Origin of the sequence: Streptomyces sp. NPDC096013, assembly GCF_044763565.1 — a bacterium.
GTDB lineage: Bacteria > Actinomycetota > Actinomycetes > Streptomycetales > Streptomycetaceae > Streptomyces.
Genome location: NZ_JBIWGK010000011.1, coordinates 300,744 through 316,694, shown reverse-complemented (window position 1 = coordinate 316,694; position 15,951 = coordinate 300,744). Strand labels below are relative to the sequence as shown.

The window sequence follows — 15,951 nt, the reverse complement described above, 5'->3', positions numbered from 1 at the left end:
CCGCTACGACGAACCCGGGCTCGGGTCGTCGCCGTCGCCGGGCGGTGGTGTCGAGCCGCCCGGGTCGGCGGGGGACGAGTCCGTGGGCGTCGGGGTCGGGGGGGCGGAGGTCGGCGGGTCGCTCGGGGTGGGGTCGGTGGGCGCGCTGCTCGTGGGCGTCGGGTCCGGACTGGACGAGGGCGGGCCGCCGGGGTCCGTGGGGCCGGTCGGGGTGGGCGCGCTGCCGTAGCCGTCGATCGAGACGACGGCGCCCGCCGGGGAGACGGCCACGCGCGCGGACCAGTGGCCGGAGGGCTCGCGCAGATGGTCGACGTACACCTTGATCGTCAACGAGTCGCCCGGGGCGAGGGTTCCCGAGGACTGGCTGAAGTAGAGCCAGGGTGCCGGGGTGGTCACGGACCAGCGGACCGGGGCCGGGCCGGAGGCGGTGAGGGTGATCAGCGTGGTGTCACCGCTGTTGGCGGCCGAGACGGCGAGGTGGCCCGCGCCCTTCTTGCCGGCGCCGGTGACGCTGACGACCTCCACGGAGACGTCGTTCTTGCCGCCCTTGCCGGGGCGGGGGCCGGTGGTGTCGTTGCCGGTGTTCTCGTAGCCGCCGCTCGCGACCTCGCCCTCCAGGCCGCCGGGGCCGTGCTGTTCGCTCGCGGTGGCGGGCCTGCCGTCGACGCCCTCGCCGGTCGGGGTGCCCCGGTAGGCGGCCCACAGGGCGAGGACCGGGGCCGCGATCACGGTGGCGACGACGGTCGTCGTGACGGCACGCGCGCGCAGACGGTCCCGCCGGGCGGCGCGGTCCTTCGGGTCCATCGGGAAACCGCGCCGGTCGAAGCGCGGTGCGGCGGCTCCCCGCGCGCGCGGGAGGTGCGCCATGGCGACATGCAGGGCCGCGCGGGGTGCCTCCAGGACGGGCAGTTCGGCGGGCGTGACACTGGCGCCGGGCCAGGTGCCGGGGACCGCGCGTTCGGCGGTGCGGCGGCAGTGCGGGCAGTCGTCGACGTGCCGGACCAGCTCGCGGCGCAGGGCGCTGCTCAGCACGAGCTGGTGGTCGCCGGTGAGGCGGGCGACGCTCGGGCAGCTCCCGGTCTCCACGACGGCCAGGGCGGCACGCGTGCGTTCCACCTCGCAGGCCGCGGACGCCAGCAACTCCCGTGCCCCGGCCGGGTCCATGCCCAGGACGGCGGCGACCTCGTGGGCGGCGAGCCGGTGGCGCACGGCGAGTTCGAGTGCCTCGCGCTGCTCCGGGGTGGTCCCCGCGGCCTCCGGCCAGGCGAGCAGGGCGAGTTCACGGCGCCGCTGCTCCTTCGCTTCCTCGGAGAGGGGCGGTTCCTCCGCCTCGGTGCGCCCGGCCGCGTGCGTGCCCTGACGTTTCTGCTTGGCCTCGGCGAGCTTGCGCAGACAGGCCCAGCGGGCCAGCGCGTAGAGCCAGGCGCGGCGGTCGCCGGCGGTCTCCGGGGCGCGTGCGCTCCGGCGTTCGGCGAGCGCCAGTACGTCCCCCAGGGCGGCGGTCGCCGTGTCGTGGTCGCAGAGCACGGACAGGCAGTAGGTGAACAGGCCGTCCAGATACGGTTCGTAGCGAGCGGGCGGGCGCTGCGCCAGCGTGCGCGCCGCCCCGCGGTCACGCGCCTCCCGATGCGCCCGGTGTGCGCCGGTGGTGCGGGTCGAGGTCTCCGGACTGCTGCTCATCACCCGTGCGACCGTAGGCGGCAGGTGATGCCCCCTTCCGCCCCCTTGAGCACTTTTAATCCGTACGGGTGAAACGATCCCTCAAAAGGGGACGGGCACCCTGACCTCCCTGACTCGTTCCCGACGGGCGGTGGCCGGATACCGAGGGAGCGCGGTCCGACCGCCGACCGCGTTGTCAGTGGCGGCGGTTACGGTTCACGCATGGCTGCCCGTACGAAGACCACCAAGGACCGACCGTCCTACCGCTGCACCGAGTGCGGCTGGCAGACGGCGAAGTGGCTCGGCCGCTGCTCCGAGTGCCAGGCCTGGGGTACCGTCGAGGAGTACGGCGCGCCCGCGGTCCGGACCACCGCCCCCGGCCGTGTCACCACCTCCGCGGTCCCGATCGGCCAGGTCGACGGCCGCACGGCCACCGCCCGCTCGACCGGTGTGCCCGAGCTGGACCGCGTCCTCGGCGGCGGCCTGGTCCCCGGAGCGGTCGTCCTCGTCGCGGGCGAACCGGGCGTGGGAAAGTCGACCCTCCTCCTGGACGTGGCCGCGAAGTCGGCGAGCGAGGAGCACCGCACGCTCTATGTCACCGGTGAGGAGTCGGCCAGCCAGGTCCGGCTGCGCGCCGACCGCATCAAGGCGATCGACGACCACCTGTATCTAGCCGCCGAGACCGATCTGGCCATGGTCCTGGGCCACTTGGACGCGGTGAAGCCCTCCCTGCTGATCCTGGACTCCGTGCAGACGGTGGCCTCCCCGGAGATCGACGGCGCACCCGGAGGCATGGCCCAGGTCCGCGAGGTGGCCGGCGCGCTGATCCGCGCCTCCAAGGAGCGCGGCATGTCCACCCTCCTGGTGGGCCACGTCACCAAGGACGGCGCGATCGCGGGACCCCGCCTCCTGGAGCACCTGGTGGACGTGGTCCTTTCCTTCGAGGGCGACCGCCACGCCCGCCTGCGTCTCGTGCGGGGCGTCAAGAACCGCTACGGCACGACCGACGAGGTCGGCTGCTTCGAGCTGCACGACGAGGGCATCACCGGCCTGGCCGACCCCAGCGGCCTGTTCCTGACCCGTCGCGCGGAGCCGGTCCCCGGCACCTGTCTGACGGTCACCCTGGAGGGCCGCCGCCCCCTGGTCGCCGAGGTCCAGGCGCTCACGGTCGACTCCCAGATCCCCTCTCCCCGGCGCACCACCTCGGGCCTGGAGACCTCCCGCGTCTCGATGATGCTCGCGGTCCTGGAGCAGCGCGGCAGGATCAGCGCCCTGGGCAAGCGGGACATCTACTCGGCGACGGTGGGCGGGGTGAAGCTCTCCGAGCCGGCGGCGGATCTCGCCATCGCGCTCGCCCTGGCCTCCGCGGCGAGCGACACCCCTCTTCCCAAGAACCTGGTGGCGATCGGCGAAGTGGGCCTCGCGGGCGAGGTCAGACGGGTCACGGGCGTCCAGCGCAGGCTCTCCGAAGCACACCGTCTGGGCTTCACCCACGCCCTCGTCCCGAGCGACCCGGGCAAGATCCCGGCGGGCATGAAGGTCATCGAAGTGGCCGACATAGGAGACGCTCTCCGGGTCCTTCCGCGCTCCCGTAAGCGAGAGGCCCCACGGGACGACGAGGACCGCCGGTAGACTTTGCCCTGGTCTCGCCCGTCCGTACGAAGAGAGCGCGCGGAAACGGGAGCACCGGAAACACCTGCGACCGGAGGAGTGCAGTGGCAGCCAACGACCGGGCGTCAGCTCCCGGAAAGTCCGGCGGCGATGGCCTGATGCGCGCCTCACTGAGCGCCGTGGCCCCCGGCACGGCGCTGCGCGACGGCCTGGAGCGCATCCTCCGCGGCAACACGGGCGGCCTCATCGTGCTCGGTTCCGACAAGACCGTCGAGGCGATGTGCACGGGCGGTTTCATCCTGGACGTCGAGTTCACGGCCACGCGCCTGCGCGAACTGTGCAAGCTCGACGGTGGCATCGTGGTGTCGTCCGACCTCTCCAAGATCCTCCGGGCGGGCGTCCAGCTGGTCCCCGACCCGGACATCCCCACCGAGGAGACGGGCACCCGCCACCGCACGGCGGACCGCGTCAGCAAGCAGGTCGCCTTCCCGGTGGTCTCGGTCTCCCAGTCGATGCGCCTGATCGCCCTCTACGTGGACGGCCAGCGACGCGTCCTGGAGGACTCGGCGGCGATCCTGTCCCGCGCCAACCAGGCCCTGGCGACGCTGGAGCGCTACAAACTCCGCCTGGACGAGGTGGCGGGAACGTTGTCGGCGCTGGAGATCGAGGACCTGGTGACGGTCCGGGACGTCTCCGCGGTGGTCCAGCGGCTGGAGATGGTCCGGCTGATCGCCACCGAAATCGCCGAGTACGTAGTGGAGTTGGGCACCGACGGCCGCCTGCTCGCCCTCCAGCTGGAGGAGTTGATCGCGGGCGTGGAGCCGGAGCGCGAGCTCGTCGTACGCGACTACGTCCCCGAGCCCACGGCCAAACGATCCCGCACGGTGGACGAGGCGCTCGCCGAACTCGATGCCCTCTCCCACGCTGAACTCCTCGAACTGCCCACCGTGGCGCGTGCGTTGGGCTACACCGGCTCCCCCGAGTCCCTCGACTCGGCGGTCTCCCCCCGGGGCTTCCGGCTGCTGGCCAAGGTGCCGCGCCTCCCGGGCGCGATCATCGACCGCCTGGTCGAGCACTTCGGCGGGCTGCAGAAGCTCCTGGCGGCAAGCGTCGACGACCTTCAGACGGTCGACGGCGTGGGCGAGGCGCGGGCACGCAGTGTCCGGGAGGGCCTCTCCCGCCTGGCGGAGTCCTCGATCCTCGAACGCTACGTCTGACCCGACCGCAGCTACGTCCGACCGGCTCGCCGCGAGGTCCGACCCGGCCGCCGCCGATCGTCCGGCTCAACTGCCCCTAGTCGCTGGCCAGGACGAACGAGGTCTGCGCCTTGGCGAAGCCGGAGGCCGCCGCCTCCACCAGATAGGTCCCGGCGCCGGCCGAACCGGCGGGCGGGGTCGCGCACTCGGGGGCACTCGGCTTGCGGTCCCACTTCAGGGTGTACGTGACACTGCTCCCGGCGGACACGCGGTAGAACACGCTCCCGGAGTTCTTCGGGCAGTCGGCCGAGGACCAGAAGTCGGCGGCGCCGCCCGCCTCCGTGATCGTCAACACCGCGCTCTTGGGCCCGAGATCGACCTTGCAGTCACTGCCGGAGGAGTTCGTGGCGGTCAGCACGAAGGTCGGGGTCTGATCGGGCGAGTACGAATTGTGCAGGCTCCGCAGACCCAACTTCACGGCGCCGCCGGTGCAGTTGGGCAGCGTCGAGTCGGCTGGAACCGTGGTACCCGTACTGCTGCCGCCAGTTGACGACCCACCAGATCCGCCGGACCCACTGGAGCCACCGGAACCGCTGCCGCCGCCGTCGCCCGACCCGGCACTCGACCCGCCTCCGGACCCCCCGGAACCCCCGGAACCCGACCCGTCCCCGCTGCCGCCGCCGGAGCCTCCACCGCTCGACTCGTCGCGCCCGCCCGGGTGTTGGCTGATCGCGGGACCCGATCCCGACGGACCGGCGGTGATCGTGGGAGCGGGCGTCTTGCCGTTCTTGCCCCCGTCCGCACCGTTCTTGCCGCCCCCGCCACCCGAGGTGACGATCCAGGTGATCAGCAGTGCCAACAGGGCGACCACGGACACCATGAGGACCCTCCGTCGCCAATAGATGGAGGAGGGAAGCGGCCCGACCGGATTGCGCAGAGATCCCACGCCGCAAACTGTACGAGAGATCAGGGAGTTACCTCGCCCCACCCGCCGCCCCAGCCCCAACTTTTCCGGATCATCATCCCGGCAACCCCGCCTGGAACAGGCCGGGATGGACCACGCGGACGCGATCGCCGGCGCGCGGGCGGCCTCGCGGGGGTACGCCGCGCGGCTGATCGCCGTACCGCCGCCCCCGCGGGCAAAGCACCACAACCCCTCACGGCCGTGGCAGGATCGGTAGGCCATGACTGCGCCCACGAAACCCCCGCACAGCAGCCCCTCCGACGACCCCGCCCAGGGAGCCCCCCTCCACGCCCCGGTCATCGACTGGTTCGAGGAGAACGCCCGCGACCTCCCCTGGCGGCGCCCCGACGCCGGCCCCTGGGGCGTGATGGTCAGCGAGTTCATGCTCCAGCAGACCCCGGTCAGCCGTGTCCTCCCGGTCTACGAGCAGTGGCTCGCCCGCTGGCCGCGCCCCGCCGACCTCGCCAAGGACGCGCCCGGCGAGGCCGTCCGCGCCTGGGGCCGGCTCGGCTACCCGCGCCGCGCCCTGCGGCTGCACGGCGCCGCCACCGCCATAACGGAACGGCACGGCGGCGACGTCCCCACCGACCACGCACAGCTCCTCGCGCTCCCCGGCATCGGCGAGTACACGGCCGCCGCCGTCGCGTCCTTCGCCTACGGCCAGCGTCACGCCGTCCTCGACACCAACGTCCGCCGTGTCTTCGCGCGCGCGGTCACCGGCGTCCAGTACCCCCCGAACGCCACCACCGCCGCCGAACGCAAGCTCGCCCGCGCCCTGCTCCCCCCGGACGAGCCGACCGCCGCCCGCTGGGCCGCCGCCTCCATGGAACTCGGCGCACTCGTCTGCACGGCGAAGAACGAGACCTGCCACCGCTGCCCGATCTCCGCCCAGTGCGCCTGGAACCTCGCGGGCAAGCCGGAGCACGACGGTCCTGCCCGCCGCGGCCAGACTTACGCCGGCACGGACCGCCAGGTCCGCGGCAAGCTCCTCGCCGTACTCCGCGAGGCGGCGGCCGACACCCCCGTGCCGCAGTCGGCGCTCGACCGGGTGTGGCACGAGCCGGTGCAGCGGGCCAGGGCACTGGACGGTCTGGTCTCGGACGGCCTGGTGGAACCCCTCCCGGACGGCTTCTACCGGCTGCCCGCGGCCCGCGCCTGACACACGGTCACTTCACAGGCCCGCGTCCCACCCCGGGGAACATCACAGCCCACACCCAGCTCTCGTCACACTCTCGCGGGCCCCAAATCACCACATACCAACGCCAAATGACCCGCCCCCTTACCCCGGACCTACTTCCGTTACACAACCGACGGACAGCCGAGCGCTCTCCGCAGGCTGCTCCGCACAGTGCCGTGACAACCGCTCCGTAGCTTCCTTTGTGTGCCGCAGACCGGCGGGACAGCAGCAGAGGACAACCGGCAGCAGGCGGGTCGGAAACGGGGATGGAGGCGGTTGATCATGGCGCAGGGCGAGGTGCTCGAATTCGAGGAGTACGTCCGCACCCGACAGGACGCGCTGCTGCGCAGCGCCCGCCGGCTGGTGCCGGACCCGGTCGACGCCCAGGACCTGCTCCAGACGGCGCTGGTACGGACGTACGGCCGCTGGGAGACCATCGAGGACAAGCGCCTCGCGGACGCCTACCTGCGCCGGGTCATGATCAACACGCGGACCGAGTGGTGGCGGGCCCGCAAGCTGGAGGAGGTCCCCACCGAGCAGCTGCCGGACGCGAGCGTCGACGACGCGACCGAACAGCACGCGGACCGGGCGCTTCTTATGGACATCATGAAAGTTCTCGCTCCGAAGCAGCGCAGTGTGGTCGTCCTGCGACACTGGGAGCAAATGTCCACCGAAGAGACGGCCGCCGCCCTGGGCATGTCGGCCGGTACGGTCAAGAGCACGCTGCACCGGGCGCTCGCCCGGCTCCGGGAGGAGCTGGAGGCCCGCGACCTGGACGCACGCGCGCTGGAGCGTGAGGAGCGGGAGCGTTGCGCGGCCTGAGCGACGACACCCTTGCGCCCGGCCCGAGCCACGGCCCCGGGCCCGGGCGGGTGCGCGGCAGCCTGGAGACCGCGTTCACGGCGATGGTCGTGCTCGCCGCCCTCGCCCTTCTGGTGTCCGGCTGCGCCACGGGCGGCACCGGCGCGCGGGACGAGGGCCCGGCGCACTCCGACTCGGTGGCGGGGGTCGCGCAGGCGGCGACGCCCTCACCGTCCGCGACCGCCGACGACCATGTGGACGCGGTCAAGCTCGTCATGGACGACCCGAAGGTCTCGGCCGCGGTCAAGCACGAGCTGAAGCCGTGTGTCGCCGACGAGTACGCGGTCGACGTGTCGTACGGCGTGCTGACCGCCGGCACCGCGAACGACGTCGTCGTCAATGTGATGACCTGCGGCGATGCGGTGGGAATCGGCTCGTACGTGTACCGGCAGACCGGTGGGACGTACGAGAATGTGTTCAAGGCCGAGGAACCCCCGGTCTACGCGGAGATAGACCGCGGCGATCTCGTCGTCACCAAGCAGGTGTACGAGAAGGGCGACCCGGTGTCGAGTCCGTCCGGTGAGAACGTGATCACATACCGCTGGACCTCGGGCCGCTTCGTGCAGGAGTACAGCACGCACAACGAGTACAGCAACGCGGTCGGGGGCAACGCCTCCCCCGCCCCCAGCAAGAACTGACCCGACCGGAACCGACCGCCGTCGGAGCCGGACCGGTCGCGACTGAACCGATCGGGCCCCCCGATCCGATCCTTCGGTGAACGTGGACGCCTCTTCGGGCGTCCCCTGCCTGAGAACGACCCATACGAGGACTGAGAGCACCGGGATGGCAGACCAGACCCACGTCCTGTTCGTCGAGGACGACGACGTCATCCGCGAGGCCACCCAACTCGCCCTGGAGCGGGACGGTTTCGTGGTGACCGCGATGCCCGACGGGCTGTCGGGCCTGGAGGCGTTCCGGGCCGACCGCCCCGACATCGCGCTGCTCGACGTGATGGTCCCGGGCCTGGACGGCGTGAGCCTGTGCCGCCGTATCCGGGACGAGTCGACGGTTCCGGTGATCATGCTGTCGGCGCGCGCCGACTCCATCGACGTGGTGCTCGGCCTGGAGGCGGGCGCCGACGACTACGTCACCAAGCCCTTCGACGGCGCCGTCCTGGTCGCCCGCATCCGCGCGGTGCTGCGCCGCTTCGGCCACGCGAGCGGCGGCGACCGTACGGCGGACGCCGACGCGGCGCCGGTCGCCGGTGGGGTGCTGACCTTCGGGGACCTGGAGATCGACACCGAGGGCATGGAGGTGCGCAGGGCCGGGCAGCCGGTGGCGCTGACCCCGACCGAGATGCGGCTGCTGCTGGAGTTCTCCTCGGCGCCGGGCACGGTGCTGTCCCGGGACAAGCTCCTGGAGCGGGTGTGGGACTACGGCTGGGGCGGTGACACCCGGGTCGTGGACGTCCATGTGCAGCGGCTGCGGACGAAGATCGGCCAGGACCGGATCGAGACGGTCCGCGGTTTCGGCTACAAGTTGAAGGCCTGAGCAGGGGTATGCGGGGGAATTCACAGCGCAGGGTGCCGTCGTTGATGGACAGAGCGGGCATCCGCACGGGCCTGAGATGGAAGCTCAGCGCGGCCATCGCCCTGGTCGGCACGCTGGTCGCGATCGCGCTCAGCCTGGTCGTGCACAACGCGGCCCGGGTCTCCATGCTGGACAACGCGCGCGACCTCGCGGACGAACGCGTCCAGATCGCGCAGCGCAACTACGAACTGTCCGGGCGGCCCAACTTCCCCAGCATCAAGATCGACGACCAGAACCTGCCGTCGGCGCTGCGCGAGAAGGTCGAGGAGGGCCGGCGGGCGACCTATGTCACCGACCGGCCCAGCGGTGTGCCGGACATCTGGGCGGCCGTACCGCTCAAGGACGGCCATGTGATGTCCCTGCACACCGGGTTCACCGACCGCAGCACGGACATCCTCAAGGACCTCGACCAGGCCCTGGTGATCGGCTCGATCGCGGCCGTGCTCGGCGGCAGCGCGCTCGGTGTCCTGATCGGCGGGCAGCTCTCGCGCCGGCTGCGGAAGGCCGCGGCTGCGGCGAACCAGGTCGCCAAGGGCGAGACGGACGTACGGGTGCGGGACGCGATCGGCGGGGTCGTACGGGACGAGACCGACGACCTCGCGCGCGCGGTGGACGCCATGACGGACGCGCTGCAACAACGGCTTGAGGCCGAGCGCCGGGTGACGGCGGACATCGCGCACGAGCTGCGCACGCCGGTGACGGGTCTGCTGACGGCGGCCGAACTCCTGCCCCCCGGCCGCCCCACCGAGCTGGTCCTGGACCGGGCGAAGGCGATGCGCACGCTCGTCGAGGACGTGCTGGAGGTGGCCCGGCTGGACGGGGCGTCCGAGCGGGCCGAGTTGCAGGACCTCATGCTGGGCGAGTTCGTGAGCCGCCGGGTGCTCGCGAAGGACCCGGACGCGGTGGTGCACGTCGTGCACGAGTCGGAGGTCACCACCGACCCCCGCCGCCTGGAACGGGTCCTGTTCAACCTCCTCGCCAACGCGGCCCGCCACGGCAAGCCGCCGATCGAGGTCTCCATCGAGGGCCGGGTCATCCGCGTCCGCGACCACGGCCCCGGCTTCCCCGAGGAACTCCTCGCGGAGGGCCCGAGCCGCTTCCGCACCGGCAGCACGGACCGCGCGGGCCACGGCCACGGCCTCGGCCTCACCATCGCCGCCGGCCAGGCCCGCGTCCTCGGCGCCCGCCTGACCTTCCGCAACGTACGGCCCGCGGGGGCGCCGGACCACATCCCGGCGGAGGGCGCGGTGGCAGTGCTCTGGCTGCCGGAGCATGCGCCCACCAGTACGGGGAGTTACCCGATGTTGCCGTAGGGGGTGGGGGGTTGCGGCGGTGGTGCGGCTTGGGGGGAGAGGGGGGAGGCTGGCGTGGCTGCCCGGGGCGACCGGTGCGGTCGTGGCTTCCGGGGGCCGGCCGGTGCGTCCGTAGCCTCAGGGGGCTGGCCGGTGGGGTCGTAGCCTCGCTGGGGTTGGCCGGTGCGGCTGTCCCCTCTGGGGGGTGTCCGACGCGGCGGTAGCCGGCCTGTGCTGCGGCGGGGCCGTGACCACGCGGGCCGGTCGATGAGGACCGTCAGGCAGGGAACCGGACGACATCGCTCCGCGCTGACCCGGCCGGTGCCCTCACCCGCTTACCCGCCGGCGAAACTCCGGTCCTGGCACGCACTCCCCGACCAGCACATTCAGATCTCCGGCCCCCGCACGCCCTCCCCGACCAGCGCACCCCGGACCCCGGACCCCGCTCTCCTCACGTACCGCCCACCCTCACCGCCCCCCGGACGGCATCGCCGCATCCCCCACCGGCTCAGGGCTCATGCGAAGTCCTTGGAGAAGTCCAGTTCCGCGCGGCGCTCGGTCAGCGAGTACCAGTTGCCGCTGTCGTCTCGGAAGATCGCCTCGATGCCGTACGGCCGCTCGGTCGGCTCCTGGAGGAACTCGACGCCGCGTGCCTTGAAGGTGGCGTGGTCACCGCGGCAGTCGTCGGTGGTGAACGCCCCGGCCCCTATCGCCCCCTTGCTGACCAGCTTCTTCAGCGCCTCGGCGGACTCGGGGTCGAGGCCCGGCCCGTCCAGGCTCATCAGGGTGAGCGCGAGGGCGGGCTGGTTCTTGGCGCCCACGGTGACCCACTGCATGTCGCCCATCGAGATCTCGTCGCGGATCTCGAAGTCGAGTTTCTCGGTGAAGAAGGCTTTGGTGCGCTGCTGGTCGAAGGTCCACACGGTGGCGATGCCCAGGCCCTGGATCATGTCTCCGCACTCCTGTCGGACGAGTCGGGTGAGGGTGAAACTGCTTCCTGTTCCTCACCGTAGGCAGGGCGGGCGGCGCGACGCTTCTTCAAAGTTGCGCTGGGGAAACCGCCGACCCACAGCATCGCGTAGCACCCCGGGATGAGCGCGGTCCCGCGGCCCACATGCCTGGTCCGGTACTCGCTCGGCGTCAGCCCGGTCAGCGCCTTGAACCGCGCCGAGAACGTGCCGAGGCTGCTGAAGCCGACCAGATGGCAGATCTCCGTCACCGAGAGATCGGCGCACCGCAGCATCTCCTCGGCCCGCTCGATCCGCCGGTGCGTCAGATACTGCCCGGGCGTCTCGCCGTACGCCTCCTTGAAGGCCCGCAGAAAGTGATACCGCGAGTACCCGGCATGCGCGGCCACCGCACCGAGGTCGAGCCCCGGCTCGGCCCAGTCCCGATCCATGGCGTCCTTGGCGAGCCGCAACTGCCGCATCCTGTCCATGCCCCCGATGGTGACACCCACCACTGACAACGTCTCCGACCAGCACGTACGGCTCCGCCGAGGTTTGTCGCCACCCGAACCTGTCGACACCCGCGCCCACGGACACACGAAGAAGGCCCCCCGGGGCGGACACCAGCCGGGGGACCTTCAGCCAACAGGCGACGGACTCAGACCGCTTCGACGATCGGCAGCTGCTCCGCCACACCCTCGTCCGAACCCTCGGTCTTGGGCCCCGCCCCCTTGAGCGGAACCTCCTTCACGAACACCGCGGCCACCAGCGCGACGATCGCCACCACGGACCCGAGCAGGAACGCCGAGTGGATACCGGAGGACACCGCGTGCTGATACGCCTCACGCGCCACCGCCGGCAACTTCGCCAGACTCTTCGCATCCAGCTGCGCGGACTGCTCCGTCACCTTGGACCCGATCGCCCCGGCCCGCGCGGCCATGACGTCCTGCACCTTGTGGTTGAACAGCGCCCCCATGATGGCGACACCGAACGACGAGCCGAGCGTCCGGGACAGCGTGCTCGTGGAGGACGCGACCCCCATGTCCTTCATCTCGACGCTGTTCTGCGCGACCAGCATGGTGATCTGCATCAGGCAGCCCATGCCGAGCCCGACGACGGCCATGAACACACCGGACATGAACCGCGTCGTACCGGTGTCCATGGTGGAGAGCAGATACAGCCCGACGACCATGAACACGCTGCCGACGACCGGGAACACCTTGTACTTGCCGGTGTTGGTGGTCACCCGTCCCGCGACCATCGAGGTCACGAGCATCGCCCCGAGCATCGGCAGGAGCAGCAGCCCGGAGTTGGTGGCGGACGCGCCCTGCACGGACTGCTGGTACAGCGGCAGGAACAGCGTCGCCCCGAACATCACGAACCCGGTGATGAAGCCGATGATCGCCATCAGGGTGAAGTTGCGGCTGCGGAAGATGTGCAGCGGTACGACCGGCTCGGTCGCCTTGGTCTGCCAGAACACGAACCCGATGAGCGAGGCCACGCCGATGCCGATCAGCTCCATGATCCGCGCCGAGGTCCAGGCGTACTGCGAGCCGCCCCACGTGGTGACGAGCACGATGGAGGTGATGCCGAGGGTCAGCAGACCCGCGCCCAGGTAGTCGATCCGCGCCTGCGACCGCTTCTTCGGCAGGTGCAGCACCACGCTGATCGCGGCGAGCGCGATGACACCGAGCGGCAGGTTGATGTAGAAGGACCAGCGCCAGCCCCAGTTGTCGGTGATGGTGCCGCCGACCAGCGGTCCGCCGATCATCGCGAGCGCCATGACGCCGGCCATCATGCCCTGGTACTTGCCCCGCTCACGCGGCGGGATGAGGTCGCCGATGATCGCCATGACGCCGACCATCAGACCACCGGCACCGAGACCCTGGATGGCCCGGAAGCCGATCAGCTGCCCCATGTTCTGCGCCATGCCGCTGAGCGCGGAACCGGCCAGGAAGATCACGATCGAGGTCATGAAGGCGCCCTTGCGCCCGTACATGTCGCCGAGCTTTCCCCACAGCGGGGTGGAGCTGGCGGTCGCGAGCGTGTACGCGGTGACGACCCAGGACAGGTGCTCCAGGCCCCCCAGCTCACCGACGATCGTCGGCATCGCCGTACCCACGATCATGTTGTCGAGCATCGCGAGCATCATCGTGATCATCAGGGCGAGCAGGACGACCCGCACGCTCCTGGGCTGTTTCCCGGTGTCCTCCGGGCCCGTGTCGACCGTCTGTGTGTCCGCCATCGTCCCACTCCCCTATGCACTGCTTCCGGCCGACCACTTACTTGCCGCCCGGCTAGTTGACTACACTCAGGGAAAGTAGACCCGCAACTAGCCGGGCGTCAAGTAAGTTTGCTGGGGCATTGAGACGAATGGGCGGCACCATGGACGGCATCAAGCGGCAGCGTCGCGGAGACACCCGCCAGCGCATCCAGGACGTGGCCCTCGAACTCTTCGCCGAGCAGGGCTACGAGAAGACCTCGCTGCGCGAGATCGCCGAGCACCTGGACGTCACGAAGGCCGCGCTCTACTACCACTTCAAGACCAAGGAAGAGATCCTCGTCAGCATCTTCGAGGACCTGACGAAGCCGATCGAGGACCTCATCGAGTGGGGCCGCGGCCAGCCGCACACCCTGGAGACCAAGCAGGAGATCGTACGGCGCTACGGCGACGCGCTCGACGGCGCGACCCCCCTGTTCCGCTTCATGCAGGAGAACCAGGCGACGGTACGGGACCTGCGCATCGGTGAGCGCTTCAAGGAGCGCATGCGCGGCCTCCGGGAGATCGTGATCGACCCCGGGGCGAGCCTGGTCGACCAGGTCCGCTCACTGAGCGCGATCTTCACGCTGCACGCCGGCATGTTCGCCGTGCAGGACCTCGAAGGCGACCCCGAGGACAAGCGCAAGGCCGTCCTGGAGGTCGCCACCGACATGATCACGCAGGCCCACGCGGGCTCGAAGCCCGCCTGAAGCCCAAGCTGTCGCTTTAGGGCCTGTCCGACAATTCCCGTCGTCGCCCGACCGGGTCAGACGGACACGCCCTTGCCGCGCAGGAACGCGACCGGGTCTATCGCCGAGCCGTAGTTGGCGGTCGTGCGGATCTCGAAGTGCAGGTGCGGGCCGGTGGAGTTGCCGGTGCTGCCGGAGAGCGCGATGTGCTGGCCGGTCCTGACGACCTGGCCGACCTTCACGTCGATGCGCGAGAGGTGGGCGTACTGCGAGTAGGTGCCGTTGCCGTGCTTGATGACGATGGCGTTGCCGTACGCGGGTCCGTCACCGGCGCCGTTGCCGCCGGCCTTGACGACGGTCCCGCCGTGCGCGGCGAGGACGCTGGTGCCGCTCGGCACGGCGAAGTCCTGCCCGCTGTGGGTGGACTGCCACATGCCGCCGGCCTGGGCGAAGCTCGCGGACAGCGTGTACTTCTTCACCGGGTCGACCCAGGATGCGGCGGCCTTCGCGCTGACGGCCTTCGGCGCCACGCTCGCGGTGGCGGCGCTCGCGACCCCGGTGCCCAGCACGGCGGTGGCCCCCAGTCCGACGGCCATGACGGCCATCCGGGTGCGGAGCGAAGTCGTACGGGAAGAACGGGACGTGGCGCGCTGGAACATCGAAACCTCACGGGGGACGGGGACAGAAAAGCCACCCGGCGCACGGACGCCACCGGATGACACGTCCATTGGTAACCCCCGCCCCTCGAAACCCCCAAACAGGCCTTCTACGACGGAAGCTAGTACTTCATCCCAAAACTTCCGACTTCTTGACAGAGCGCCCGTTCGGCAGAATTCGCACCATGGACGGCGAAAACGCCCATTCGGTTCCATCCACCTCCGGGCAAAAAGTCCTTTTTGCCCGGATCGGGACTGGCGACTATCCGTCCTAGTAGGGGTCGAATCGCCTGTGCGGCTTGTCACCGGGCGGGGTGGCCGCCGACCGCGGAAATGTGGCGCAGACCTCTATGCACCTACCGTTCAGTAACCTTACGGTTCCCCTCCCGCCACCCGCACCCGCGACCATGCCTCTGCACCGGCCGCGCACCGACGTGAGAGGAACCCCCACCCCCATGACGAGACGACGCCCCTGGGCCCGCCGTACCGCCACCGTCACCGTGACCGCGGCCGCCCTCGCCGCGGTGAGCGTCCCCGCGCAGGCCGCGACGGCGGCCGGCACCGCTGTCGACTACGCCACGTGGCAGGCCGACTGCCAGACGGTGATGAACCAGGCGCTGCCCTATCTGAAGCAGCGCATCGCGGCCACCGAGCCCGGCGAGAAGCAGGCGATCGTCTTCGACATCGACAACACCACCCTGGAGACCGACTTCGGCTTCAGCTGGCCCCAGCCGGCCAACAAGCCGGTCCTCGCGGTCGCCAAGTACGCCCAGGAGCACGGGGTTTCGCTGTTCTTCGTCACGGCCCGCCCCGGCATCATCTACCTGCCGACCGAGTACAACCTCACACACGACGGCTACGACGTCGACGGCCTCTACGTCCGCGGCCTCTTCGACCTCTTCAAGGACGTCGCCGACTACAAGACGGCCCAGCGCACCGCGATCGAGAACAAGGGCTACACGATCATCGCGAACATCGGCAACAGCGCCACCGACCTGTCGGGCGGCCACGCCGAGAAGACCTTCAAACTCCCGGACTACGACGGTCAGTTGTCCTAGAAGCCCGGACCTCGCCTGATCGCCGGTAGGCTCCATCCGTTCCCAACGGCT

At 70.8% G+C, this 15,951-nt stretch carries 15 protein-coding genes; 9 read left to right on the top strand and 6 right to left on the bottom strand.

Translation table 11 applies throughout. The features are described 5' to 3' along the window. Positions 1 to 3 precede the first annotated feature (3 nt). Entirely contained in the window at positions 4 to 1,683 is a 1,680-nt protein-coding gene (locus ACIRB1_RS32915) for a hypothetical protein (RefSeq protein ID WP_403467940.1), read from the bottom strand. Between the two features lie 198 nt (positions 1,684 to 1,881). Here ACIRB1_RS32915 and radA point away from each other — a divergent pair, with 198 nt between their 5' ends. Further along, positions 1,882 to 3,291 (top strand): DNA repair protein RadA, encoded by a 1,410-nt coding sequence (radA, locus tag ACIRB1_RS32910; protein ID WP_352184065.1) that lies wholly within the window; start codon positions 1,882 to 1,884, stop codon positions 3,289 to 3,291. A gap of 137 nt (positions 3,292 to 3,428) precedes the next feature. Next, on the top strand, positions 3,429 to 4,487 hold the full coding sequence (gene disA / locus ACIRB1_RS32905; protein ID WP_352184095.1) for a DNA integrity scanning diadenylate cyclase DisA: 1,059 nt from the start codon (positions 3,429 to 3,431) through the stop codon (positions 4,485 to 4,487). 76 nt (positions 4,488 to 4,563) lie between these two features. Here the strand turns inward: disA and ACIRB1_RS32900 are convergent, their stop codons facing one another. Beyond that, on the bottom strand, positions 4,564 to 5,412 hold the full coding sequence (locus ACIRB1_RS32900; RefSeq protein WP_403467939.1) for a hypothetical protein: 849 nt from the start codon (positions 5,410 to 5,412) through the stop codon (positions 4,564 to 4,566). 238 nt (positions 5,413 to 5,650) lie between these two features. Here ACIRB1_RS32900 and ACIRB1_RS32895 point away from each other — a divergent pair, with 238 nt between their 5' ends. From ACIRB1_RS32895 to cseC, 5 genes are all read left to right on the top strand, one after another. Next, a complete protein-coding gene (locus ACIRB1_RS32895) occupies positions 5,651 to 6,589 on the top strand; it encodes an A/G-specific adenine glycosylase (protein ID WP_352184063.1) in 939 nt (312 codons plus the stop codon). A 300-nt stretch (positions 6,590 to 6,889) separates the two neighbouring features. After that, a complete protein-coding gene (locus ACIRB1_RS32890) occupies positions 6,890 to 7,429 on the top strand; it encodes a SigE family RNA polymerase sigma factor (protein ID WP_019064956.1) in 540 nt (179 codons plus the stop codon). Continuing rightward, a complete protein-coding gene (locus ACIRB1_RS32885) occupies positions 7,417 to 8,106 on the top strand; it encodes a hypothetical protein (protein WP_403467938.1) in 690 nt (229 codons plus the stop codon). The genes ACIRB1_RS32890 and ACIRB1_RS32885 overlap by 13 nt, the downstream gene beginning before the upstream one ends. Positions 8,107 to 8,251: 145 nt before the next feature. Beyond that, complete coding sequence (cseB, locus tag ACIRB1_RS32880; RefSeq protein ID WP_352184062.1) at positions 8,252 to 8,959, top strand: two-component system response regulator CseB; 708 nt, start codon at positions 8,252 to 8,254, stop codon at positions 8,957 to 8,959. Between the two features lie 44 nt (positions 8,960 to 9,003). Further along, positions 9,004 to 10,311 (top strand): two-component system sensor histidine kinase CseC, encoded by a 1,308-nt coding sequence (cseC, locus tag ACIRB1_RS32875; protein ID WP_403467937.1) that lies wholly within the window; start codon positions 9,004 to 9,006, stop codon positions 10,309 to 10,311. A 494-nt stretch (positions 10,312 to 10,805) separates the two neighbouring features. Here cseC and ACIRB1_RS32870 read toward each other — a convergent pair whose 3' ends face one another. The 3 genes from ACIRB1_RS32870 to ACIRB1_RS32860 form a co-directional block, all read right to left on the bottom strand. Further along, positions 10,806 to 11,240, bottom strand: coding sequence for a VOC family protein (locus tag ACIRB1_RS32870; protein ID WP_352184060.1), 435 nt, complete (start codon positions 11,238 to 11,240; stop codon positions 10,806 to 10,808). Beyond that, the gene (locus tag ACIRB1_RS32865; protein ID WP_403467952.1) at positions 11,237 to 11,719 is read right to left on the bottom strand and encodes a helix-turn-helix transcriptional regulator; all 483 of its coding nucleotides are present in this window, start codon (positions 11,717 to 11,719) and stop codon (positions 11,237 to 11,239) included. Before ACIRB1_RS32865 ends, ACIRB1_RS32870 begins: the two co-directional genes overlap by 4 nt. Before the next feature lie 176 nt (positions 11,720 to 11,895). Next, a complete protein-coding gene (locus ACIRB1_RS32860) occupies positions 11,896 to 13,482 on the bottom strand; it encodes an MDR family MFS transporter (RefSeq protein WP_403467936.1) in 1,587 nt (528 codons plus the stop codon). Between the two features lie 128 nt (positions 13,483 to 13,610). Between ACIRB1_RS32860 and ACIRB1_RS32855 the strand changes: the two genes are divergently transcribed. After that, the gene (locus tag ACIRB1_RS32855; RefSeq protein ID WP_352184092.1) at positions 13,611 to 14,207 is read left to right on the top strand and encodes a TetR/AcrR family transcriptional regulator; all 597 of its coding nucleotides are present in this window, start codon (positions 13,611 to 13,613) and stop codon (positions 14,205 to 14,207) included. Positions 14,208 to 14,263: 56 nt separating this feature from the next. Here the strand turns inward: ACIRB1_RS32855 and ACIRB1_RS32850 are convergent, their stop codons facing one another. Next, complete coding sequence (locus tag ACIRB1_RS32850; protein WP_352184058.1) at positions 14,264 to 14,845, bottom strand: M23 family metallopeptidase; 582 nt, start codon at positions 14,843 to 14,845, stop codon at positions 14,264 to 14,266. A gap of 452 nt (positions 14,846 to 15,297) precedes the next feature. Between ACIRB1_RS32850 and ACIRB1_RS32845 the strand changes: the two genes are divergently transcribed. Next, positions 15,298 to 15,900 (top strand): HAD family acid phosphatase, encoded by a 603-nt coding sequence (locus tag ACIRB1_RS32845; RefSeq protein ID WP_403467935.1) that lies wholly within the window; start codon positions 15,298 to 15,300, stop codon positions 15,898 to 15,900. Positions 15,901 to 15,951: the final 51 nt, after the last annotated feature.